The following is a 24022-nucleotide window of genomic DNA, read 5'->3' on the forward strand; positions in this document are numbered from 1 at the left end:
TGCTCCCGCTGGGCCGCGAAGCAGCCCTGAAAACAGCCACCTCTCAGTATCTGCAAGATCCGACTGGCAGGCTTTGCAACTGCTGCGCAGTTGAGCGGGAGCAAGCTCCCTCGCCACAAGATAGTGTCAGCCGTAGTGTTTCTGCCCCCAGGCCAACAATCCTTGCAGCAACTCCTTGAGCACCACCTGCGTCGGTGCCGCCAGGTCAGGCCGATAGCGGAACGGTTCGACCTCTTCCATGTAAGTGCACTGCCCCAACTCCAGCTGCACCGCGTGGATGTTTTCGGCCGGATTACCGTAATGACGGGTGATGTGGCCGCCCTTGAAGCGACCGTTGAGCACATGGCTGTAAGCCGGATGCCGGGCGCAGATCGCTTCAAGCTGGCTGGCCAGCTGTGGATCGCAACTGGCGCCGTTGAACGTGCCGAGGTTGAAGTCCGGCAGCTTGCCGTCGAACAGGTGCGGGATCACCGAGCGAATCGAGTGCGCATCGAACAACAGCGCATAACCGAACTCGGCCTTCAGCCGCGCCAGTTCTTGCTGCAGGGTGCTGTGGTACGGCGTCCAGACTTTCTCCAGGTACGTCGCGCGCTCTTGGGCAGACGGCTCCAGCCCTTCGCGGAACAACGGCACGCCGTCGAACAAGGTCGCCGGGTACAGGCCCGTCGTCGCACCGACGTACAACGGCTTGTCGTCAGACGGCCGGTTGAGGTCGATGACGAACCGCGAATACTCGGCGGCCAGGGTGCTGGCGCCCAGCTCGGCTGCAAATTCGTAGAGCGTGGGAATATGCCAGTCAGTGTCCGGCAGGCTTTGTGCCTCAGGGATCAAGCCGGCTTCAACCGCAGGCGTCAGACGCACGCCAGCGTGAGGCATGCTGATCAGCAGTGGCACCCGGCCTTGTTTGAAGTTCAGAACCTTATCCACAACTGTTCTCCTATAACTCGACTTCGACGCCGTGACGCACGACGCGTTTTTCCAGGTCACCGCCCAACCAGTACGACAGGTCGGCTGGACGATCGATCTGCCAGGCCACGAAGTCAGCGACTTTGCCGACTTCGAGCGAACCATGGGTTTGCTCCATGCCCAATGCCTTGGCGGCGTGAATGGTTGCGCCGGCCAGCGCCTCTTCCGGGGTCATGCGGAAGCAGGTGCAGGCCATGTTCAACATCAACCGAACCGACAACGCCGGCGAGGTGCCCGGGTTGAGGTCGCTGGCGATGGCGATTTTCACCCCGTGCTTGCGCAAGGCATCCATCGGCGGCAACTGGGTTTCCCGCAGGAAGTAGAAGGCCCCCGGCAGCAACACGGCAACGGTCCCGGAGGCCGCCATGGCGATGGCGTCCTCTTCGGTCATGAACTCCAGATGGTCGGCCGACAACGCGTGATAACGCGCCGCCAGGCTGGAGCCGTGCAAGGACGACAACTGCTCGGCATGCAGCTTCACCGGCAAACCGAGTTGCTGCGCCGCGACGAACACCCGCTCGACCTGCGCTGGCGAGAACGCCAGGTATTCGCAGAACGCATCCACCGCATCCACCAGGCCTTCGGCGGCCAGCGCCGGCAGCATTTCGGCGCAGATATGCTCGATGTAGTCGTCGGCGCGGTCGACGTACTCTGGCGGCAAGGCGTGAGCGGCCAGGCAGGTGCTGCGCACACTGATCGGCAGTTCGGCGCCGAGACGACGGATCACCCGCAGGATCTTCCGCTCACTGGCGAGGTCGAGGCCATAACCGGATTTCATCTCGATGCTGGTCACACCGTCACGCATCAGGCTTTTCAGACGCTTCTTCGCACTGGCGAACAGCTCGTCCTCGGTCGCCGCACGCGTGGCGCGCACGGTGCTGGCAATGCCGCCACCGGCCGCGGCGATTTCTGCGTAGCTCACGCCTTGCAGACGCTGCTCGAACTCGCCGCTGCGATTGCCGCCGAACACCGTGTGGGTATGGCAGTCGATCAGGCCCGGGGTGACCCAGGCCCCCGCGAGGTCATGGACCTCGGGGTATTCACCGGACGGCAGCTCGCTACGTGGGCCGATCCACTCAATGTGCGCTCCTGACGTCACGATGGCGGCATCCTCGATGATCGAGTAAGTGCCCTGCGCCATGCTTGCAACGTGGCAGTGTTGCCAGAGAGTTTTCATCCGAGGCCTCCGTTAGTTATCGATTGGAAAAAGAAGGATCACGCGCGACCAGCGCCGCCTGCCCTGCCGCCGGCTTGACCCACGTCAGGTAGGCCAGCACCAGCAACACGATCCAGACCACGCCGACGATCAGCGCCGCTTGGGTATCCGGGAAATAACCCAGCACGCCGAAGACAAACAGCATGAAGGCAATCGCCGCCATCGGCGCATACGGCCAGAACGGTACCGGGAATTTCAGCTGCGCCACTTGCTCAGGCGTCATGGAGCGACGCATCGCTACCTGAGTGAACAGAATCATCAGCCAGACCCAGACGGTCGCAAAGGTCGCAATGGACGCGATCAGCAGAAACACGTTTTCCGGGATCAGGTAGTTCAGCAACACGCCCAGCAGCAGCGCGACACTCATCACCACCACGGTCATCCATGGCACGCCATTGCGCGACAGGTGGGCGAAGCCCTTCGGTGCGTGCCCTTGCTGGGCCAGACCGAACATCATGCGGCCAGCGCCGAAGATGTCACTGTTGATCGCCGAAATCGCCGCCGTAATCACCACAATATTGAGGATGGTGGCTGCCGAGCTGATCCCCAGCTTATCGAAGATCTGCACGAACGGGCTGCCCTGGCTACCGATCTGCTGCCAAGGAAAGATCGACATCAGCACCAGCATCGTCAGCACGTAGAACAGCAGAATCCGCAACGGTACGGCGTTGATTGCACGAGGCAGCACGTGCTGCGGGTCTTTGGCCTCACCGGCGGTGACGCCGATGATTTCAATACCGCCAAACGCAAACATCACCACCGCGAACGAAGCGATCAGACCGCCCATGCCATTGGGCATGAAGCCGCCTTGGGTCCAGAGGTTGCTGATGTCGGTCACCTGGCCTGGGGCCGTGCTGATACCGAACAGCATGATGCCGAAGCCCCCGAGGATCATCGCAACGATGGCGGCGACCTTGAGCAGCGACAGCCAGAACTCCATTTCACCGAAGACCTTGACGTTGCACAGGTTCAAGCCGCCGACGATGGAAACGACGCCCAATACCCAGATCCAGCGAGAGACTTCCGGGAACCAGAAGCCCATGTAAATACCGAACGCAGTGACGTCGGCCATGCCGACGATGACCATTTCGAATGCGTAGGTCCAACCGAGGATGAAGCCTGCCATCGGTCCCAGGTAAGTGCTGGCGTATTGACCGAAAGAACCTGCGACCGGGTTGTGCACGGCCATCTCGCCGAGGGCGCGCATGACCATGAACACCGCTGCACCACCGATCAGGTACGCAAGCAGCACCGCAGGACCGGCCATCTGGATGGCGGAGGCAGAACCGTAAAACAGCCCGGTGCCGATCGCCGACCCCAGTGCCATGAAGCGAATATGTCGGGCCGATAGCCCGCGTTTCAAGCCGTTTGCTGGCTTTTGCATTTCTCGTCCTTAGTTGTTCTTATCGACGCAAAAATCGAATCGCGAGCAGGCTCGCTCCCACAGGTTCAGCGTAATCCTTGTGGGAGCGAGCCTGCTCGCGATGGGGCATTACAGGCTAGGCAACAACTTCGCCATCACCAGCTCATTCAGGCAGCGCGAAGCCAGCAGCTCGCTCGCGGCGTTGATGTCCGGTGCAAAGAAACGGTCCTTCTCGTAGAACGGTACTTTGGCGCGCAGGGTGCTGCGAGCTTTTTCCAGTTTCGTCGAAGTCTTCAGACCGTCGCGCAGGTCCAGGCCCTGGCAGGCTGCCAGCCACTCGACAGCCAGAACGCCGCGAGTGTTTTCAGCCATTTCCCACAGACGCTTGCCAGCGGCCGGAGCCATGGAAACGTGGTCTTCCTGGTTGGCGGACGTCGGCAGGCTGTCGACCGAATGCGGATGCGCCAGTGCCTTGTTTTCGCTGGCCAGAGCCGCCGCAGTCACCTGGGCGATCATGAAGCCGGAGTTCACGCCACCGTTGGCCACCAGGAACGGCGGCAGTTGCGACATGTGCTTGTCCATCATCAGCGAGATGCGACGCTCGCTCAGGGAACCGATTTCAGCGATGGCCAGGGCCATGTTGTCGGCCGCCATGGCAACCGGTTCGGCGTGGAAGTTACCGCCGGAGATCACGTCACCTTCAGCTGCGAAGACCAACGGGTTATCCGACACGGCGTTGGCTTCGATCGCCAACACTTCAGCGGCCTGACGGAACTGAGTCAGGCAGGCGCCCATGACTTGCGGCTGGCAGCGCAGCGAGTACGGGTCCTGAACCTTTTCGCAGTTCTCGTGCGAGTCGGAAACCTGGCTGCGCTCACCCAGCAGGTCGCGGTAAGCGGCGGCGGCGTCGATCTGGCCTTTTTGACCACGGGCAGCGTGAATACGCGCATCGAACGGCGAGCGCGAGCCCAGTACGGCTTCAACGGTCAGACCGCCAAGGGCCAGGGCGCCAGCGAAAAGGTCTTCGCCTTCGAACAGGCCACGCAGTGCGTAAGCGGTGGACACCTGAGTGCCGTTAAGCAGCGCCAGACCTTCTTTGGCCGCCAGGGTCAGCGGTTGCAGGCCTGCGACTTTCAGCGCTTCAGTTGCTGGCAGCCATTCACCTTTGTAACGGGCCTTGCCTTCGCCCAGCAACACCAGCGACATGTGGGCCAGAGGCGCCAGGTCACCGGAAGCACCGACCGAACCTTTCAATGGAATGTGCGGGTAAACCTCAGCGTTGATCAGGGCGATCAGCGCGTCGATCACCACCCGGCGAATGCCGGAGAAACCACGGCTCAGGCTGTTGACCTTGAGCACCATGATCAGACGCACCAGGGCGTCGCTGATTGGCTCGCCCACACCGGCAGCGTGGGACAACACCAGCGAACGCTGGAGGTTTTCCAGGTCTTCGCTGGCAATGCGGGTCGACGCCAGCAGGCCGAAACCGGTGTTGATGCCGTAGGCCGTGCGGTTTTCCACGAGGATCTGTTCCACGCAGGCAACACTGGCTTCGATCTGGGCCGATGCACTGTCGTCGAGGCGGACGTTGACCGGTTGCTGATAAACAGCACGCAGTTGGGCAAGACTCAGTTGGCCAGGGATAAGGTTCAGAGCAGTCACATTTATTCTCCTTTTGAGAGTTTTTTATGCTCTTTATATAAGAGCAGTTAACTAACCAGACGCTCCGGATGATTCCGTTGTCCGTCGCCGCCCGCTTCTTGAGGGGGTGGCGCCTTGGCACGCTGGCTTTTGTAGAAATCAGTACAGCTTGGGTAACGCGGTTTACAGCAGTATCGGGTCTTTCAAAATCAATTCAGCCTGGAACATGGCAACTCTCCTAAACCACCGCCGCTCGGCGCTGGACAAACCGGTCGACGTATTCATCGGCCGGCGAGTGAAGGATCTCTTTCGGCGTGCCGACCTGGATCAACTGCCCATCCTTGAGAATCGCAATCCGGTTGCCAATACGCACGGCTTCATCGAGGTCATGGGTGATGAACACGATGGTCTTGTGCAGCGTCTGTTGCAGTTCGAGCAACTGGTCCTGCATCTCGGCGCGGATCAGCGGGTCAAGGGCACTGAAGGCTTCATCCATCAGGATGATGTCGGTGTCCGCCGCCAAGGCGCGAGCCAGACCCACACGCTGACGCATACCGCCAGACAGCTGATGCGGGTATTTGTTTTCGTAGCCCTGAAGGCCCACGGTGTTGATCCAGTGCTGCGCGCGCTCGGCGCACAGCTGCTTGCTTTCACCTCGCACTTTCAAACCATAGGCGACGTTGTCCAGCACGTTCTTGTGGGGCAACAGGCCGAAGCTCTGGAACACCATGCTGATCTTGTGCCGACGAAATTCGCGCAGGGCTTCCATGTCGTATTGCAGGATGTCCACGCCGTCTACCAGGATCACGCCGCTGGTCGGGTCGATCAGGCGGTTGATGTGCCGCACCAGTGTCGACTTGCCGGAACCCGACAGGCCCATGATCACGAATATCTCGCCGGTAGCGATGCTCAGTGACAGATCATTCACGCCGATCACGCAGCCGGTCTCGGCCAGTACCTGATCCTTGCTCTTGTTCTGTCGGATCATGTCCAGCGCGTCGGCCGAACGGTTACCGAAAATCTTGAAAACGTTTTTGACTTCGATCTTGGCGGCACTGTTCATTGGCTCACCTCATGCCGCGGACGACCGTAGGCCTGGGTAATGCGGTCAATGACCACCGCCAGAATCACGATCGCCAGACCGGCTTCAAGACCGCGTCCGACATTAAGGGTCTGGATCCCCACCAGCACGTCTTCACCCAGGCCACGAGCACCGATCATCGAGGCGATCACCACCATCGACAGAGCCATCATGGTGGTCTGGTTGATCCCGGCCATGATGCTCGGCAGCGCCAGCGGCAGTTGCACGCCGAACAGTTGCTGCCAACGGTTGGCGCCGAAGGCATTGATCGCCTCCATGACTTCGCGATCGACCTGGCGAATGCCCAGATCGGTCAGGCGAATCAGCGGCGGTACGGCGTAGATCACGGTGGCGAAAATCGCCGGGACCTTGCCCAGTCCGAACAGCATCAGCACCGGGATCAGGTACACGAAGCTGGGCATGGTCTGCATGATGTCGAGCAGCGGCATCAACACTGAACGCAGGCGATTGCTGCGCGCCGACAAAATGCCCAACGGAATGCCGATCAGCACCGAAATAACCGTCGCCACCAGCATCAATGCCAGCGTTTGCATGAGCTTGTCCCAGAGGCCGACAGCGCCCACCAGGAACAGCAAACCAACGATCACCGTCGTCGTCACCAGCTTGCGGGTAGCGTGCCAGGCGATGCCGGCAACGATCACCAGCATCAACCACCACGGCGCCGCGCGCAGCAGGCCTTCGAGGTTGACGATGGCCCAGAGCAAGGTGTCGGAGATGTGGCGGAACACATCCCCGTAGTTGACGACCAGCGAATCAACCCAAACGTTGACCCGATCGGCGATGGAAAAGGTGAAGCTTTCGGGAAACATAAGAGACTCTCAATCAAGTGGATGTAGCGAACGTCCCGGCCAGCCTCTCGGTTAGCCGGGAGGTATCTGCCTACAGTTCCGCGTTGATTTTCCTGGCAGCGTCGGTGGTAACCCGCAACTGCCAGATCTCAGGATGTGCCTTCACGAAGATCTTCGCCAGTTTCGTCCAGTCAGATTGCTGCAACGCGATCCGCCCCGCTTGTTTTCACTTTTACAGCCTCGTCCTGCTCTGCCGGCAGTATCAGCCGATCAGGTACCGCGCTATGCCACTTCTTGGCGGCGACGTAGTACATCGCTGCCGGGACCACCAGACCGATGATCCACGAGATGTCGGTATCACCGAGGCTCGCGACCAGAGGGCCGGTGTAGAAGTGGGTGGAAATGAACGGCATTTGAATCAACACGCCGAACACGTAAATGCTGATGCCCATGATGTTCCAGCGACCGTAGCGACCCTCGGGGTTGGACAGTGCCGGGATGTCATAGCGTTCTTTGGTGATGCAGTAGAAGTCCACCAGGTTGATCGCGCTCCACGGCGTGAAGAACGCCAGCAGGAACAGGATGAACGCGGAGAATTCCTTGAGGAACGAGTCCTTGCCGAGCAATGCCAGAGCCGCGGCAAGCGACACCATGATGAAGATGTACAGCAGGCGTACGCCGCTTCCAATGTGGCGGCTGCCACGGAAGCCGCTGATGATCGTCGCGATCGACATGAAGCTGCCGTAGGCGTTCAACGTGGTCACGGTGACTTTGCCGAAAGCCACGGCGAAGTACAGCAGCGCCGCGACAATCCCGGTACCGCCCAGGCTGACGATGAACGACACTTCGTGGTGAGCGAACTGCGAACCGGCCAGGGCTGCGGCGAACACACCGAAGACCATCGACGCCTGTGCACCGATCACCGAACCCAGGCCAACGGCCCAGAAGGTTTTCGACGCAGAGGTGCTGCGCGGCAGGTAACGCGAATAGTCCGCCACATAAGGGCCGAACGCGATCTGCCAGGACGCCGACAGCGACACCGCCAGCAGGAAACTCGCCACCGAGAAGTGCTTGTTGCCCAGCAATGCGCCGATGTCGTTACCGGCCAGCAGTTTGTAGAACAGGTAGATGAACGCCACCACGCCCAGCACACTGGCGACCCGGCCGATGCCGTGAATCACCCGATAGCCGAAGATGGTGAAGACCATGATCGAGCCTGCGAACAGCGTGATACCGACCCAGTCTTCGACGTGCAGCAACTGCGCGACCGCCTGCCCCGCCAGCAAGGAGCCGCTGGCCGAGAAGCCGATGTACATCAGGCACACCAGCACCAGCGGAATCACCGCCCCATACACGCCAAACTGCACGCGGCTGGAGATCATTTGCGGCAAGCCGAGTTGCGGGCCCTGGGCTGCGTGCAGCGCCATGACGCCACCGCCGAGCAATTGGCCGATCAGCAAACCGATCAACGACCAGAACACATCCCCGCCCAGTACCACCGCCAAAGCACCCGTCACAATCGCGGTGATTTGCAGGTTGGCACCCAACCACAGGGTGAACTGACTCAATAGACGACCGTGTCTTTCCGCTTCCGGGATGTAGTCGATCGAACGTTTCTCGATCAACGGTTTACTGCGTGCACGATCATCATTAGCCATGGGTCAACCTCTGTGGATTGTTATGGGTATACCAGGTGTTGGTGTGTTGGCTTTTGTGGAAGCGAGCCTGCTCGCGATAGCGGTTTGTCAGTCAACAACGATGTTGAATGTGCTGGCCTCATCGCGAGCAGGCTCGCTCCCACCAAAAGCTCCTGCGCCTACAGGTGTTGCGTTATTTACCGGTGATCATCGGCAGGTTCAGGCCCTGCTCCTTGGCACAGTCGATAGCGATCTGGTAACCGGCATCGGCGTGACGCATGACACCGGTGGCCGGGTCGTTGTGCAGCACGCGAGCGATACGCTCGGCCGCTTCGTCAGTACCGTCGCAGACAATCACCATGCCCGAGTGCTGGGAGAAGCCCATGCCGACGCCGCCGCCGTGGTGCAGGGAAACCCAGGTCGCGCCGCTCGCGGTGTTCAGCAGAGCGTTGAGCAGTGGCCAGTCGGACACGGCATCGGAACCGTCCTGCATGGATTCGGTTTCGCGGTTAGGGCTCGACACCGAACCGGAGTCCAGGTGGTCGCGGCCGATCACGATTGGTGCCGACAGCTCGCCGCTGCGGACCATTTCGTTGAACGCCAGGCCCAGCTTGGCGCGCAGACCCAGGCCAACCCAGCAGATACGCGCCGGCAGACCCTGGAAGCTGATGCGCTCGCGCGCCATGTCCAGCCAGTTGTGCAGGTGGGCGTCGTCCGGGATCAGCTCTTTGACCTTGGCGTCGGTTTTGTAGATGTCTTCAGCGTTGCCCGACAGCGCAGCCCAACGGAACGGACCGATACCGCGGCAGAACAGCGGACGGATGTAGGCCGGTACGAAGCCCGGGAAGTCGAACGCGTTCTCGACGCCTTCTTCTTGCGCCATCTGACGGATGTTGTTGCCGTAGTCGAACGTCGGGATGCCTTGCTTCTGGAAGTCGAGCATCGCTTTGACGTGCACGGCCATCGATTGCTTGGCGGCTTTGATCACGGCAGCCGGCTCGGTCTTGGCGCGAGCGCGGTACTCTTCCCAGGTCCAACCGGCTGGCAGGTAACCGTTGAGCGGATCGTGGGCGCTGGTCTGGTCGGTGACCATGTCCGGACGCACACCGCGACGGACCAATTCCGGCAGGATTTCTGCCGCGTTACCCAGCAGGGCGATGGAAATCGCTTTGCCTTCTTTGGTGTATTTGGCGATGCGCGCCAGTGCGTCGTCGAGGTCTTTGGCCTGCTCGTCGACGTAACGGCTTTTCAGGCGGAAATCGATGCTCACTTGTTGGCATTCGATGTTCAGCGAGCACGCGCCGGCCAGGGTAGCGGCCAGTGGTTGAGCGCCACCCATGCCGCCCAGACCGGCGGTCAGGACCCAGCGACCGGTGAGGTTGTCGTTGTAGTGCTGGCGACCGGCTTCAACGAACGTTTCGTAGGTGCCCTGAACGATGCCCTGGCTGCCGATGTAGATCCAGCTGCCGGCAGTCATCTGGCCGTACATGGCCAGGCCTTTGGCGTCCAGTTCGTTGAAGTGCTCCCAGCTCGCCCAGTGTGGCACCAGGTTGGAGTTGGCGATCAGCACGCGCGGGGCGTTGCTGTGAGTCTTGAAGACGCCGACCGGCTTGCCGGATTGCACCAGCAGGGTCTCGTCGTCATTCAGGTTGGTCAGGCTCTCGACGATCTTGTCGTAGCATTCCCAGTTACGCGCCGCGCGACCGATACCGCCGTAAACCACCAGTTCTTTAGGGTTCTCGGCAACTTCCGGGTCGAGGTTGTTCATCAACATGCGCAGCGGCGCTTCGGTCAGCCAGCTTTTGGCGGTCAGCTTGTTGCCGCGGGCAGCACGGATTTCAACGTCACGGTATTTCGTTGGTTTCTGGGTATTGTCAGTCACGAAAAAAACTCCTCAGCAATCAATCCAAACCAGCCCAGGCAGTGGGCGAGCAAGCCAATGTGCAAACGGTGCACACCGGCGAATCAGTGGACGATGGTCGAGTCTTCGTGACTCATACACATACGTCTTTACTTGTACATACAAGCATATGCAATCAAGCGGCCAACTTGCCAGGTGAGTGCTCAATAAAGTTTTAAATCTGGCTGAAAAGCCCTTGGGACAAGGGTTTGACGGGGGTCTAAATTTTTGGGGAAGGATTTTTTCGAAGAGTGACAGTTGTTACCTGAGCAAGGCTTTGCGCCACGCTGGGGCGTTCGGTAACAAATGGGTGCGCACAGGGAAACGGATTTCAGGGAGCCGAAAAGCAAAAGATCGCAGCCTGCGGCAGCTCCTACGCAGGAATAACCTGTTCCGTAGAAGCTGCCGCAGGCTGCGATCTTTTTAAGGAGGTTGAATCAGAGTGCTGTCAGTTCAATCACGCAGCACTGGCCGTTGACGGAAACATCCAGCAGCCCGGTGTTACCGTTCAGTTGCAGGCAATCATGACGACCCAGCACTTGGGCCGCATTGCCATCGATTCGCACTTCAAGCGCATCAGCCACGCTGAATACCAGCAACGTTCCGGCAGAACTGAAAAACCGTTGCTCGCCCGCCAACCACTGCAACCGCGCCTGGTAGCGATTCGGCGCATAAATCAGGTTGAAGTCGCGGATCGCACCGCCAAGCAGGGTGCAGGAAACATGGCTTTCGCCACTGAACGCAAACGGGTCCAGCGGTAACAGGGGCCGCGTGTTCTGGCCGTCGACCGTCAAGGTCATGCCTTCGCCCTGCAGCACGGTGATGACCCGCTCGTAGCCTGCAAAGGTCGAGAACCCGCCCGACTCACCGATATCGGCAATCGACAGGCGCCAGCCAAAGCCATCCAGGCCGGTGCCTGCATCACGGGTGATTTCTTCGGTGCTGCCGCCGCCGTTTTTCCACGGCATGCGCGGATAATTCGCCGCGCGCAAAACGTTCAACTGACTCATTTGGGCCTCTTATTATTTATGGCTCTTTATTTGTGGCTCTTTATTTGTGGAACCGCCCTTCCAGACGATGGCGGGAACCGGGGTGGATCAGACGAGCGGCTGTCACGGGCTGACGCCCGGACCAGGTCCGACGGCGGATCAGCAGGCACGGCTCGCCTTTTTCGATCTGCAGCAATTTGCATTCGGAGGGCTCGGCAAGAATCGCTTCGACCACGTGCTCGCCTTCGGTCAAAGGTGCGACCTGATTCAGATAGGCGTATGGCGTTTGCAGGGTGAAGTCTTGCTTGAGGTATTCCGGCGCGACCAGGGCGTTGACGAAACGGTCCTCGATTTGCACGGGAATATCGTTCTCGAAATGCACGATCAGCGAGTGGAAGACCTTCTGCCCTTCGCGCATGTCCAGCGCCAGTGCGCGCTCGGAACCGGCGGCCTCTTCTTCCAGCGTGATGACCTTGCACGTGTGGCGATGGCCACGGGAGGCGATTTCGTCGGCAATGTTATGCACTTCGAACAACGCGGACTGGCTCTTGGGTTCGGCGACAAAGGTACCGACGCCCTGCATGCGCACCAACAGGCCGTCAGCCGTCATCTCGCGCAGGGCGCGATTGATGGTCATGCGGCTGAAACCCAACTGACTGACCAGCTCGCTTTCCGACGGCACGCGGTAATGCGGCGGCCAGTTTCCACTGTCGATTTGCTGGGTGATCATCTGTTTGACGCGAGCGTACAAGGGCGCCGGACTGTCGCCCAGATTGGCACTCAGCGGTGAAACTACAGGCGGAGTCGGCACAGGAAATCCTTGTTCGTTGATAAAAGTCACTAGCTTGCCGGAGTTTACCGAGCAGGCAAACGTCTGTATATGTATATACAAATAACACACGATGGGGTACTGAACCATGTCCGCCTTCTTTGCCGAACGCGCGCTTTTGCCTAGTGGATGGGCCAACAATGTACGTCTTGAGGTCAGCGCCGATGGCCTGCTGACCCACATCCAGGCCGATGCCAGCGCTGAAGGCGCCGAACGGCTGAGCGGTCCGCTGCTGCCGGGCATGCCGAATCTGCACTCCCACGCCTTCCAGCGGGCGATGGCCGGACTGGCCGAAGTGGCGGGTAATCCGAACGACAGTTTCTGGACCTGGCGCGATCTGATGTATCGCCTCGTCGGAAAAATCAGTCCGGAACAACTCGGGATCATCGCCCGCCAGCTCTACATCGAAATGCTCAAGGCCGGTTACACCTCGGTCGCCGAATTTCATTACGTGCACCACGACCACACTGGTCATCCGTATGCGGATCCGGCCGAGCTGTCATTGCAAATCAGTCAGGCCGCCAGCGCGTCCGGCATCGGCCTGACCTTGCTGCCCGTGCTCTACAGCCACTCCGGTTTCGGTGGTCTGGCGCCCAATGAAGGCCAGCGACGCTTCATCAACAGCACCGAAAACTACCTGAAGCTACAAGCCCGCCTGCAGCCGCTGCTGGCGCAGCAACCGGCGCAACAACTGGGCCTGTGCTTCCACTCGTTGCGTGCGGTCACCCCGCAGCAGATCAGCGAAGTGCTGGCAGCCAGCGATAAACACTGCCCGGTGCACATCCACATCGCCGAGCAGCAAAAGGAAGTCGACGACTGCCTGACCTGGAGCGGTCGCCGTCCGCTGCAATGGCTGTATGAAAATACCGATGTCGATCAGCGCTGGTGCCTGGTCCACGCAACCCACGCCAACCCGGAAGAAGTCAGTCTGATGGCCAAGAGTCGCGCCATCGCCGGCCTGTGCCTGACCACCGAGGCCAACCTGGGCGACGGGATTTTCCCGGCCGTGGACTTCCTCGCCCAAGGCGGGCGCATGGGCATTGGCTCTGACAGCCATGTGTCGCTGAGCGTGGTGGAAGAACTGCGCTGGCTGGAATACGGCCAGCGCCTGCGCGATCAGCGACGTAACCGCTTGTATGGCGCCGATCAGCCAATGGTCGGGCGCACCCTGTACGACGCCGCACTCGACGGAGGCGCACAGGCGCTGGGCCAGCCGATTGGCGCATTGGAAGTCGGCAAACGCGCCGACTGGCTGGTGCTCGACGGCAACGACCCTTACCTGGCAACCGCCAGTGGCGACGGGATTCTGAACCGCTGGCTGTTTGCCGGTGGCGATCGTCAGGTGCGTGACGTGCTGGTGAACGGCAAGTGGGTGGTACGCGACGGGCATCACGCTGGCGAAGAAGACAGTAACCGCGCGTTCACCCAAGTGCTGCGCGACCTCTTGGGCTGATGCAACAAACCTGTGGGAGCGAGCCTGCTCGCGATGACGGCAACACATTCAGCAATTGTGTTTACTGATCGATCGTTATCGCGAGCAAGCCCGCTCCCACATGGGGTATGCGGTGGCTGTTACTTCGAGGTCTGGGCCATTTTGGTGTCCGACACCCGCCAGATCAGGCGTGTGGTGTCGTACCCCTGCTGACGCGCCCTGCTCAGCAGTTCCTCGCGGGTATCGGCGTTGACTTCCTGCTTGCGCGACAGCAACCACAGGTTGCGCCGATTGGGGCTACCGACAATTGCGGTCTGGTAGTCATCGCTGACATACAACACCCAGTAATTGCCCTTGCTCATGCCTGGCAACAACCGGGTAAACCAGTTATCGAAGTTCACCCACAGCTTGTCGTTCTTGCCGGGAATCTGTGGCGTTGCCGTGCCCTTGGCCTCTTCCCATTTCCACTCGGGGGTCAGGCAACGGTTCAGCACTTCCATTTCGCCGTCGTTCTTGAGGGTGTAATGGGCTTCGGATTGCGCGCAGTTACGCTGGAAGTACATCGGCATGCGAGCCAACTCGTACCATTTACCCTGGTAACGCTTGAGGTTGACGCTATTGGCCGTTTTCGGGGCCAGCGAATCATCGCCAGAAGTGGCGCAGCCGACCAACAACAGACCGGCCAAAAGAGCTATTACTAACCGCATCATTATTTTTCTCCCGTGGGCGTTTGGCCCCGGTTTACTTCAGGCCTTGCCCGGAAAACATCAGCACTTTGTCACCGGCGTACTGCACGCTGATAAAGCTGTTCTTGTCGCCCCAGGTACAGCTGGACATGCCCAACGCGCCTGAACAATCGGCAGGTTTACCCAACAACGCTTCGACCTCGGCCTTGGGCATGCCCGTCGACAGTTTCGAATAGTTTTCCTGGTTGATCTTGCTGCACGCAGCCAACAGCACGCAAAAAGACAACAAGGCGATAGATCGCAGCGACATGGTGTAACTCCTGGTAAAAAGGGGAAGGCATGGCTGCCAACCAGAAGCTTAGAAGAGAAAACCCCCTTCTGGTTCCCACCGGTACCGGGTATTTCTTGAAGGGTAAAATCGACATTTCGCACCAAAATCAGGCATTTTTTTGCGCTGATCGGTATTTCGTCGGTTTTCGTAAAACGCGCCTAATCTTTGGCGCTTCCCTGTCGACATAGAAGCAGCGCCAAGCCTGCCCTGTGGCAATTTGACGCTCCTCGTTGATCAGTCCTCCCGCGGTAGCGCCTTAAATGACCAGAAACATGAAGTTCAGCCACAAGATCCTGCTCGCTGCTGCCCTTGTGGTCGCGGTAGCGTTCGCCTGTTTCATTCTGTTCAACGACTACCGTCAGCGCCAAACCCTGCGCAGCAGCACCGAGTCCTCGATGCAGGAACTCGGCAGCCTGACCACCAGCAACATTCAGACCTGGCTGGAAAGCCGCATCCAGTTGTTGCAATCGCTGGCCCAGCAAGTGGCCGTCGACGGCCCGGCGCCGGACAGCCTGAAACGTGCAGTCGGTCTGCCGGCCTACACCAGCAACTTTCAGTTGAGCTACTTCGGCGGTGCCGATGGCGTGATGTTCTCGGTGCCGGCCGGCAATCGCGCGGCGGACTACGACCCACGCGCCCGCGGCTGGTACAAAGCCGCCAACAGTGCACAGCAGACCATCGTTACCGAACCGTACATCGCCGCCTCTTCGGGCAAGCTGGTGATCACCGTCGCTACCCCGGTGCAGCATCAGAACCAGATGATCGGCGTCGCCGGTGCAGACATCGACCTGAGCAGCATCAGCGCGATCATCAACTCGCTGAACTTCGGTGGCCACGGTCACGCATTCATTGTCAGCGCCGATGGCAAGATCCTGATTCACCCGGACAGCAAACTGGTGCTCAAAAGCCTCACCGAGGCCTATCCCACCGGCGCGCCGAAGGTCAGCCCCGGCATGAAGGAAGTCGAGGTGGACGGCAAGACCCAGTTCATCTCGTTCACCCACGTCAATGGCGTGCCGTCGGCCGATTGGTACGTGGCGCTGGTGCTCGACCAGGACACCGCATTCTCGATGCTCAGCGAATTCCGCACCTCGGCGATCATCGCCATGGTGATTGCCGTGGTGATCATCATCGCGCTGCTCGGCATGCTGATCCGCGTCCTGATGCAGCCGTTGCTGACCATGGGCCGTGCCATGCATGACATCGCCGAAGGTGAAGGCGACCTGACCAAACGCCTGACGATTCATGGCCAGGACGAATTCGGTGCGCTAGGCACTTCGTTCAACCGCTTCGTCGAACGTATTCACACCTCGATCCGCGAAGTGTCGTCGGCCACCGGCCAAGTCAACGAAGTCGCCCTGCGTGTCGTCAGCGCTTCCAACTCGTCGATGTTCAATTCCGACCAGCAAGCCTCGCGCACCAGCAGCGTGGCTGCGGCGATCAACCAGCTTGGCGCCGCCGCCCAGGAAATCGCCCAGAACGCCGCCCTCGCCTCGCAACACTCCAGCGATGCCCGCAGCCTGGCTGAAGAAGGCCAGCAAGTGGTGGATAAAACCATCGCGGCGATGCAGCAGTTGTCGGCGAAAATCAGCGACTCGTGCGGCAATATCGAAACGCTGAACAGCAACACAGTGAACATCGGGCAGATTCTCGAAGTCATCACCAGCATCTCGCAGCAGACCAACCTGCTGGCCCTCAACGCCGCGATTGAAGCGGCGCGGGCTGGCGAAGCCGGACGTGGTTTCGCGGTGGTTGCCGACGAAGTGCGCAACCTGGCGCATCGCACCCAGGACTCGGCGCAACAAGTGCAGACGATGATTGAAGAGCTGCAAGTCGGCGCCCGTGAGGCAGTCGCCATCATGACCGACAGTCAGCGCCAGAGCGAAAGCAGCGTCGGCATCGCCAATCAGGCCGGCGAGCGCCTGGGCAGCGTGACCCAGCGCATCGGCGAAATCGACGGCATGAACCAGTCGGTGGCCACCGCCACCGAAGAGCAAACCGCCGTGGTTGAGTCGATCAACGTCGATATCACCGAGATCAACACCCTGAACCAGGAAGGCGTGGAAAACCTGCAATCGACCTTGCGCGCGTGTGCCGATCTTGAGCAACAAGCGGCGCGGCTGAAGCAGTTGGTGGGGAGTTTCAGGATCTGACACGCCCTTGAAGGCCCCATCGCGAGCAGGCTCGCTCCCACAAGGACGGCGAAATCCCTGTGGGAGCGAGCCTGCTCGCGATGGCGGTATCAGCAACAACGAATAGCTAGAACCGAGACCCAGGCCCTGCAAGAAACTCCAGCTCCTCAGCCGTAGACTCCCTTCCCAACACCGCATTGCGATGGGGAAAGCGTCCAAACCTTGCGATGATCTTCTGATGCCGTTCGGCATAATCGAGGTTATCGGCAAACACCGCACGATCCGCCTCGGGTTGCTCAGCCAGCAAGTCGACAAAGCGTGAGACGGCTTCGTTCTGCACTGCCAGGTGCTCGCAATGCTCGAACACCAGGTAGATGAACACCCGCTGGATAGGCCGCAGTTGCCGATCGAAATCCGCGGCAATGCCTTGCGCCACCAGCGTCTGGGCTCTCAGGTCGCCGGCAAAGGATTTGGGGGTTTCGCGAAAGATCATTCGCGGTAACTGATCGAGTAACAACACCAGGGCCAGCCAACCTTCGGGACATTGCGTCCACTCGGTCAATCCGCCGGCCAGTGCCTGTTCCACCAGATCCCCGAAACGCGTGCGCGCTTCGAGGTCCTGGCTGTCACGCTTACCGAACCATAACTTGCCCTTGTCAGCCGCTACGTCATCAGGTGCTTCGGCTGAACCGAACCACCATTCGAGCAACGGCTGCCAGGGCGCAGTCATGGTTTATTCCTTGTGGTAAGCCGTGGCGCGTTCGACTTCTTCTTTCGAGCCCAGGAACACCGCTACACGCTGGTGCAGGCCTTCAGGCTTGATGTCGAGAATGCGCTGGTGACCGTCAGTGGACGCGCCGCCGGCCTGTTCAACCAGGAACGACATCGGGTTGGCTTCGTACATCAAGCGCAGTTTGCCCGGCTTGGACGGCTCGCGGCTGTCACGTGGGTACATGAACAGGCCACCACGGGTCAGGATGCGGTGTACGTCGGCCACCATCGCGGCGACCCAGCGCATGTTGTAGTTCTTTTTCAGCGGACCGGTTTCACCTGCCAGCAACTCGCTCACGTAGCGCTGTACCGGCGCTTCCCAGTGACGCTCGTTGGACATGTTGATCGCGAATTCCTGAGTGGAGGTCGGGATCTTGATGTCTTCATGGGTCAGCACGAAGCTGCCCATTTCACGGTCCAGGGTAAAGCCTTTCACGCCATCACCCAGGGTCAGCACCAGCATGGTTTGCGGACCGTAGATGGCATAACCGGCGGCGACCTGTTGGGTGCCTGGCTGCAGGAACGCCTTTTCATTCAAGGGTTCGTTCTGGCTCAGGTATTCGTTCGGGCAACGCAGCACCGAGAAGATCGTACCGACCGGCGCGTTGATATCGATGTTCGACGAACCGTCCAGCGGGTCGAATACCAGCAGGTACGCGCCTTTCGGGTATTTGCCCGGGATCTGGTAGGCGTTGTCCATTTCTTCGGACGCCATGCCGGCCAGGTGACCGCCCCATTCGTTGGCTTCGAGCAGGATCTCGTTGGAGATTACGTCGAGTTTCTTCTGGACTTCGCCTTGCACGTTTTCAGTGCCCATGCTGCCCAGAACGCCGCCCAGGGCGCCTTTGGAAACGGCGTGGCTGATTTCCTTGCAAGCACGCGCCACTACTTCGATCAGAAAGCGCAGATCGGCAGGCGTGTTGTTGCTACGGGTCTGCTCAATCAGATAGCGACTCAAGGTAACGCGGGACATGGAAGGCTCCGAAGGAATGGGGGCTAAAAACCCGCGCAGTTTAACGCGAGTCGGTGCGCAATTCCTCCTATCAGACGAGATTCACTGAATAGAGTTCATGCGCGAGGTTGAGCGTAGTCGGAATCGGGAGGGTTGTGGCGTGAGGAGTAGCGGCAAATTGCGGTTTTTTGCCGGCACACAGGCCGCTATCGCGAGCAGGCTCGCTCCCACAAGGACGGCGAAAACCCTGTGGGAGCGAGCCTGATCGCGATTGGGTGCGAAGCACCCACTTTCAGGATTTGACGGGTGGCTTGCGCAGCAAACTGAACGCCATCCCCGCCAACCCCGCTACCCCTAGCAAGAGCACCGCCCACAAGCCGATCCTCTTCCAGTTCATGCCCGGGACAATCGGCACCACTGCTGTCGCCGGCGAAGTCACCACCGCCGCACCATCGACCTTGGCCTGGCCCAACGTCGCCAGACGCTTGGGACTGTAATCGGGAATCAGCGTCGACAGCGGCAAGCTCGCCGTTTTAACCGTCGCGCTGCCCAGCGCCAGTGTGTACGGCCCCGCCCCGCGAGCGAGGAACACCACCCGGGTCGAGCGCACGGCATAGCGCACTGTCGGAGCCTGTGCGCCCAAGCCGCCGCCGCGCTCATCGACAGTCAGTTTCAACTGCTGCACCACATGGCCAGGCAGCTGCAATTGGTTCTGCACCACGTCCTGACCATTTTGCGTCAGCCGATAGAGCAAACCACTGCTCAAGGGCTGCCACGGCAAGCTGCTTTCGCGACGCCCCGACAGGGTCACCGGCGCCAGGCTGTTGGCCTGGCTCAACTCAACCTGCAAGCGCTCCACGCTCAAGCCCATCGGCAATTGCCAGGTGTACTCACCGGCCTTGGTGCTGCTGCCGGCCAACGGCTCGGACCAGACCAACGGCTGCGGCAGGTAGCTGGAACTGGCGCTTTGCAGTTGCGCCGAGGTCAGCGCGGGCGCCACCTGCGGGGTTTTCCACAGCAAGCGCAGATAACGCGCGCTCTGCCCCGGCAAATCGACTTCATGCTGCTCGACCCGTTCGTCGGCAAACGACAGGCGCGCCACCTGGCCTTCGCCCCACGGTTGCCAATGCTGCAAATCGTCACTGGCTTCGATGCTGAAACGCTGGAAGCCGTCGCGTTCACTGCTCCAGTCGAGGATCAACTGCTGCAACGGCGCCTTGATCGCACTGGCGTCCAGCAACCAGCCGCGCAGTACTTCTTTGCCAGCCTTGAGCGGATTCGATGGCTGGACATCCACCAGCGTGCCGCTGGCATTCGACTGCACGCGCACACTTGGCAACGCCTCGCCGGCAGAGGCCGAGTCGTAAATCGGGAACCACTTAACGTCATTCACCACCAGGCTTTCGCGGCTCTGCGCCTGTTCCCGCGCCAGCGAATAGGCCTGCACTTCACCGGCTGCGTTGAATACCCGCACGTCGCTGAGGTCGGTCTGGCGCGCATTCAATTGCACCGCCAGCGGCAATTCGAGGCGATACCACGGCCCCTCGCCGCTCAGGCTCAACGGCACCTGCGTGGTGAAGTCTGCCGGTGCTTCCTGAGCCGTGGCCGACAACGCCACACAGAGTCCAACAACGCCCAGCGACCACTTCCGATTCAAGACGACACTCCTTCAGATTCATTGGCCGGTTTCTCAGGCCCGGGCGTTGGTTCGGCGCGTTTGGGCGGCAGCGGCGCGAAATAGCCCACCACCAGCAGCAACACGCCCACACCGATAAACGACACGATCCGCGCCAGACCGCCGCGGTTACTCAGTTCGACAAAGACCAGTTTGGCGACCACCAGCGCAATCAACCCTGCGCCGACCAGCCAGACCTCCCGACGATGGCGCAGATGCCCGCCGATCATCAGGCTCAGGGCAATCAGGGTCCAGACGATCGACAAGCCCGCCTGCACCAACATCGACTCCAGCAAGGCATCCAGCTCAAACGGCACGCCGCCCCAATGGTGAGCGCTGCGCATCACCAGCGCGGTGAAGAAGGCGAACAGCGAAACCCCGGCCACGACTTGCGTGGCGTGCTCGGCGTAATCGGTACGAATCGCCAATGAACTGACCGCACTGCGCGACCAGGCATAAACGCCGAACAAGGCAAACAGCAAGCCGATTTCCAATGGGTTGAGCAACGGCAGATAAGGCAACGGTTCGGCGGTGCCGTCGCTGGCAATGTTCGCCAGCCAGAACCAGCCGAGCATCAACAGCGCCAGCGGCAGTGCGGCGTACACGCGGTACTCGCGGGCATACGTCGATACCGGCCACGGCCAGGCGCGCGGTGCGGCCATCAGCACCAGATACAGGCTCGGCAAGATCGCCCAACCCAGCCAGCGCCAGGCGTTGTATTGCTCGGACAACACCAGCAAGCCATAACGCAGCTCCAGCTCCAACACGCCGATCAACAGCCAGCAACCTACCACGTGAGCCGCGCTCGATACTCGCGCGGGAAGCATCGGCGCCAAGCGGCGCAACGAGATGAAATGCATCCCGAACACCATCGCCCACGCCAGCCAGCCGAAATTCGCCGCCGGGTGATAACGCGAATGCCAGGCTGCGACCAATACCAGCGCCGCCGCTGGAATCAGCAACGTGCAGAGCACGCCCAGTGCCGGCCATTGCAGTCGCCGGGACAACAACGTCCACACTGCAACGCTCAGCGCTGCGAGGCCCAGCAACAGCGTGGCTTGCAGGTTCAGCGGTGCAAACCGCAGCACTTCGCTGATCAGCGCCAGCGCCCACCAGGCGGCGCCCCACACCAGCAACAACTCGGACAAGCGCTGCAAACTCAAGGCATCGAACGCACTGGCATGATTGCCAAGCTGCAAGCGCCAGGCACCGACCATCGCCGCCAACCCGAGCACCATCGGCGTCCAGAAACCGCTGTGGCCCAGTGGCCGCAGACCTTCGCTGGCGAGCGGCCCGAGCAGTTCGGGACCGGCGATGAGGAATGCCGCGCCGCCGATCACCTGCAACAACAAGCCGAAGACAAAACTCACCCGCTGCTGCAAGTACAGGCTCAGCCAGATGATCAACAGGCCACTGGCGGCCCAAACCGCGCTTGCCGTTTGCCACGGCAACACAAACAGCACCGCCAGATTGATCAGCACCAACCCGGCCAGCAACACCACCGACAGCCCACGCAGCAACCGCGCGTCACTGCGCACCATGTCGTCGCGGGCGGCGAACAGCATCCCGCCGATCAACGCCAGGCCAATCAACGAGGCAGTGAGCAAACCGCTCCAGCCAGCACTGAACACCGCCGCCTCCTCACCGCTGGCGCCTTGCAGCCGCAGCAGGAACAACACACCGCCCAGCAGTTGCACCGCGAACGCCGTAAACAGGAAGGTCCGCGATTGCAGGCGCAAGCCGACAAACAACGTCACCAAACCGGCCAGCGCCCAGCTGATCGCGGTGCCGTGGGTGAAGAAAAACAACGGCGCCAGCAGATAAAGGAACGTCAGCCCCGCACAGGCCAACACCGGCAGGCCCTTGCGTTCCCAGGCCGCGGTTTGCTCAGGCGAAGCGTTGCGCAAGTGATAGAAACTGAACAGCAACGCCACGCCGAGCATCAGCGCACCGAGCGGTGAGCCAGCCAGCAGGCTGCTGTCGCCCTGGCTCAGTTTGCTGAGGAACGCCAGCGCCGAACCCAGCTGCAACAGCAAGGCAAAAGCCCGCGCCAACGGCCGATGCTGACGCAAGCCAAGCCAGAAAATTCCCGCGCCCTCCACTGCCCAGGCGGCCGCTGTCCAACGCGCATCCAGACCCAGCGGAATCGCCAGGCTGGCGAAAATCACCCCCAGCGCCAGGCAGGTTTCCGCCAGCAGCAGGGCTCGACCGCCGCTGAGAAAACGCGCCAGGCCCATGTACACGATGCCCAGCGCCAGCGCACTGAACGCGGCAGCGAACTCAAAATGATGGATCAGCGCGAACTGCATGCCAAAGCCCACCAGTGGCGGACCGAACAGCATCGTGCCATCGACGTAGTCGCCCTTGCGCGCCGACCAGCGCAGCAGCGCGTCACGGCTGTCATCCTCCGGCGCGTCAGTCATCTCGAGCAGTTTGCGGCGGGTGAACAACAAGCCGATCGCCAGGTACATGAGGAAGAACAGAATCAGAAACGGCTCGGTGCTCCACAGCAGTTCCGGCGTATAGGAACGCACGCCCCAGGCGAAACCGATGCCGAAGGTGCCCGCGAAGCCGATCAGGTTCAGCGGGCGCCAGGCCTTGAACCAGGCAATGGCGAGGATGCCGGTGTTGAGCAAGGCGAAGTAGCTGAACAGCGCGACATGGTTGCCGGCGCCGGTGGAGGTCAGGATCGGCGCGGCAAACCCGCCCAACGCCGCGGCGCAGGCCAGCGCGAGGGAGTCCTGGGTGATCGCCAGAATCGCCGAGAAGATCGTCACCGCCACCAGCAAGCCCAACGCCGCCGACGGGTCGAGCAACGGGTGCAAGCGCATGGCGGCGAACACCGTCAGGTACAGCACGGCAATGCCGGTGCCCTGCAGGATCAACGCGTAGTTGGTGTTGCGCAGTCGCAACCACCAACCCAGACCCAGCAAAGCCAACGCGGCCGCAGCGACCCCGGCGTAACGCAACTCAATCGGCACCACCATGCCTTCGGTGGCATAGCGCAGCAAAAACGCCAAACCGAAGAACAACAGCACCACGCCGACCCGCAGTACGGTGTTGCCACCGAACAGCCAATTGCGTGCGGCGGTAATACCGCGCTCGATCAGATTCGGACCACGGGGTTCGGCCGGTTGTGGTGGTTCGCTGGGTTGCGGGGCCCAGAGATCGGCAGGCTCAGGGGTGATGCTCGCGTGTACCGGTTCGAATTCGGGCGGCAATTCCCAAACCAGTTCCTGCGCGGCAGACAACGGCGCCGGGCCAGGCTCAGGCGCTTGATCGAAGACGATATCAGGAGAAATAGTCGGCTCGCTGGCCGTTGTCGACTCAGGGACCGAAGTTGACTGGACGCCATGGGTTTCGAGTAGCGCCAGCCGTTGCTCGACCGCGCCGAGGGCGACCTGCGCCTGCTCCAGTTGGCGACGCTGTTCGTCCGTTTGTGAATTCAGGCGCCTGAGCACAATCGCCTGCCCCATCCCCAGGCCGATCAACGCGCCAATCAGCGCATCGCTGAATGACTCATCGAGCACCCAGCCCAGCACCATCCCTATCAGCATGAACATCCATTGCATGGTCGATATCCCTAAGCGGCCCATTGCCGGGCGAGTCCGG

At 60.8% G+C, this 24022-nt stretch carries 18 protein-coding genes and 1 pseudogene; 3 read left to right on the forward strand and 16 right to left on the reverse strand.

Annotation, left to right across the window (positions count from 1 at the left end; all coding sequences use genetic code 11):
* Positions 1-126: 126 nt before the first annotated feature.
* The 10 genes from hutG to hutC all read right to left on the reverse strand — a co-directional run bounded on the left by hutG (position 127) and on the right by hutC (position 12332).
* The gene (gene hutG / locus AC1DIH_RS02445) at positions 127-927 is read right to left on the reverse strand and encodes an N-formylglutamate deformylase (RefSeq protein ID WP_477770465.1); all 801 of its coding nucleotides are present in this window, start codon (positions 925-927) and stop codon (positions 127-129) included.
* A 10-nt stretch (positions 928-937) separates the two neighbouring features.
* A complete protein-coding gene (hutI, locus tag AC1DIH_RS02450) occupies positions 938-2143 on the reverse strand; it encodes an imidazolonepropionase (RefSeq protein ID WP_477770466.1) in 1206 nt (401 codons plus the stop codon).
* Between the two features lie 16 nt (positions 2144-2159).
* A complete protein-coding gene (locus AC1DIH_RS02455) occupies positions 2160-3566 on the reverse strand; it encodes an amino acid permease (protein WP_103317061.1) in 1407 nt (468 codons plus the stop codon).
* Between the two features lie 108 nt (positions 3567-3674).
* Positions 3675-5207 carry a histidine ammonia-lyase gene (gene hutH / locus AC1DIH_RS02460; RefSeq protein ID WP_427529228.1) on the reverse strand — a complete coding sequence of 511 codons (1533 nt, stop codon included), beginning with the start codon at positions 5205-5207 and terminating at the stop codon, positions 3675-3677.
* Between the two features lie 217 nt (positions 5208-5424).
* Positions 5425-6249 carry a quaternary amine ABC transporter ATP-binding protein gene (locus AC1DIH_RS02465; RefSeq protein ID WP_477770467.1) on the reverse strand — a complete coding sequence of 275 codons (825 nt, stop codon included), beginning with the start codon at positions 6247-6249 and terminating at the stop codon, positions 5425-5427.
* Positions 6246-7097 (reverse strand): ABC transporter permease, encoded by an 852-nt coding sequence (locus AC1DIH_RS02470; protein WP_216742866.1) that lies wholly within the window; start codon positions 7095-7097, stop codon positions 6246-6248. The genes AC1DIH_RS02465 and AC1DIH_RS02470 overlap by 4 nt, the downstream gene beginning before the upstream one ends.
* 170 nt (positions 7098-7267) lie before the next feature.
* Positions 7268-8734, reverse strand: coding sequence for a purine-cytosine permease family protein (locus tag AC1DIH_RS02475; RefSeq protein WP_477770468.1), 1467 nt, complete (start codon positions 8732-8734; stop codon positions 7268-7270).
* A 172-nt stretch (positions 8735-8906) separates the two neighbouring features.
* Positions 8907-10595, reverse strand: coding sequence for a urocanate hydratase (hutU, locus tag AC1DIH_RS02480; RefSeq protein WP_123423981.1), 1689 nt, complete (start codon positions 10593-10595; stop codon positions 8907-8909).
* A gap of 455 nt (positions 10596-11050) precedes the next feature.
* Complete coding sequence (locus tag AC1DIH_RS02485; RefSeq protein WP_477770469.1) at positions 11051-11623, reverse strand: HutD/Ves family protein; 573 nt, start codon at positions 11621-11623, stop codon at positions 11051-11053.
* A gap of 40 nt (positions 11624-11663) precedes the next feature.
* Complete coding sequence (hutC, locus tag AC1DIH_RS02490) at positions 11664-12332, reverse strand: histidine utilization repressor (RefSeq protein WP_232252242.1); 669 nt, start codon at positions 12330-12332, stop codon at positions 11664-11666.
* A 187-nt stretch (positions 12333-12519) separates the two neighbouring features.
* Between hutC and AC1DIH_RS02495 the strand changes: the two genes are divergently transcribed.
* Positions 12520-13884 carry a formimidoylglutamate deiminase gene (locus AC1DIH_RS02495; RefSeq protein ID WP_477770470.1) on the forward strand — a complete coding sequence of 455 codons (1365 nt, stop codon included), beginning with the start codon at positions 12520-12522 and terminating at the stop codon, positions 13882-13884.
* Between the two features lie 119 nt (positions 13885-14003).
* On the opposite strand, the gene AC1DIH_RS02500 is transcribed toward AC1DIH_RS02495, so the two are convergent.
* Both AC1DIH_RS02500 and AC1DIH_RS02505 read right to left on the reverse strand, forming a co-directional pair.
* The gene (locus AC1DIH_RS02500; RefSeq protein ID WP_477770471.1) at positions 14004-14573 is read right to left on the reverse strand and encodes a lipocalin family protein; all 570 of its coding nucleotides are present in this window, start codon (positions 14571-14573) and stop codon (positions 14004-14006) included.
* Positions 14574-14604: 31 nt separating this feature from the next.
* Positions 14605-14859, reverse strand: coding sequence for a hypothetical protein (locus AC1DIH_RS02505; protein ID WP_054595181.1), 255 nt, complete (start codon positions 14857-14859; stop codon positions 14605-14607).
* A 293-nt stretch (positions 14860-15152) separates the two neighbouring features.
* On the opposite strand from AC1DIH_RS02505, the pseudogene AC1DIH_RS02510 reads away from it, so the two are divergent.
* A pseudogene (locus AC1DIH_RS02510) lies at positions 15153-16175 on the forward strand (HAMP domain-containing protein); the annotation flags it as partial.
* Between the two features lie 93 nt (positions 16176-16268).
* Complete coding sequence (locus AC1DIH_RS02515; RefSeq protein WP_477770527.1) at positions 16269-17033, forward strand: methyl-accepting chemotaxis protein; 765 nt, start codon at positions 16269-16271, stop codon at positions 17031-17033.
* 106 nt (positions 17034-17139) lie between these two features.
* Here the strand turns inward: AC1DIH_RS02515 and AC1DIH_RS02520 are convergent, their stop codons facing one another.
* From AC1DIH_RS02520 to AC1DIH_RS02535, 4 genes are all read right to left on the reverse strand, one after another.
* Entirely contained in the window at positions 17140-17742 is a 603-nt protein-coding gene (locus AC1DIH_RS02520) for a DUF924 family protein (protein WP_477770472.1), read from the reverse strand.
* Between the two features lie 3 nt (positions 17743-17745).
* Entirely contained in the window at positions 17746-18756 is a 1011-nt protein-coding gene (locus AC1DIH_RS02525) for a class 1 fructose-bisphosphatase (RefSeq protein WP_427529213.1), read from the reverse strand.
* Between the two features lie 271 nt (positions 18757-19027).
* A complete protein-coding gene (locus tag AC1DIH_RS02530; RefSeq protein WP_477770473.1) occupies positions 19028-20392 on the reverse strand; it encodes a DUF3999 domain-containing protein in 1365 nt (454 codons plus the stop codon).
* A complete protein-coding gene (locus tag AC1DIH_RS02535; protein WP_477770474.1) occupies positions 20389-23982 on the reverse strand; it encodes a DUF2339 domain-containing protein in 3594 nt (1197 codons plus the stop codon). Before AC1DIH_RS02535 ends, AC1DIH_RS02530 begins: the two co-directional genes overlap by 4 nt.
* Positions 23983-24022: the final 40 nt, after the last annotated feature.

It is taken from the genome of Pseudomonas sp. 05N36, from assembly GCF_056397385.1.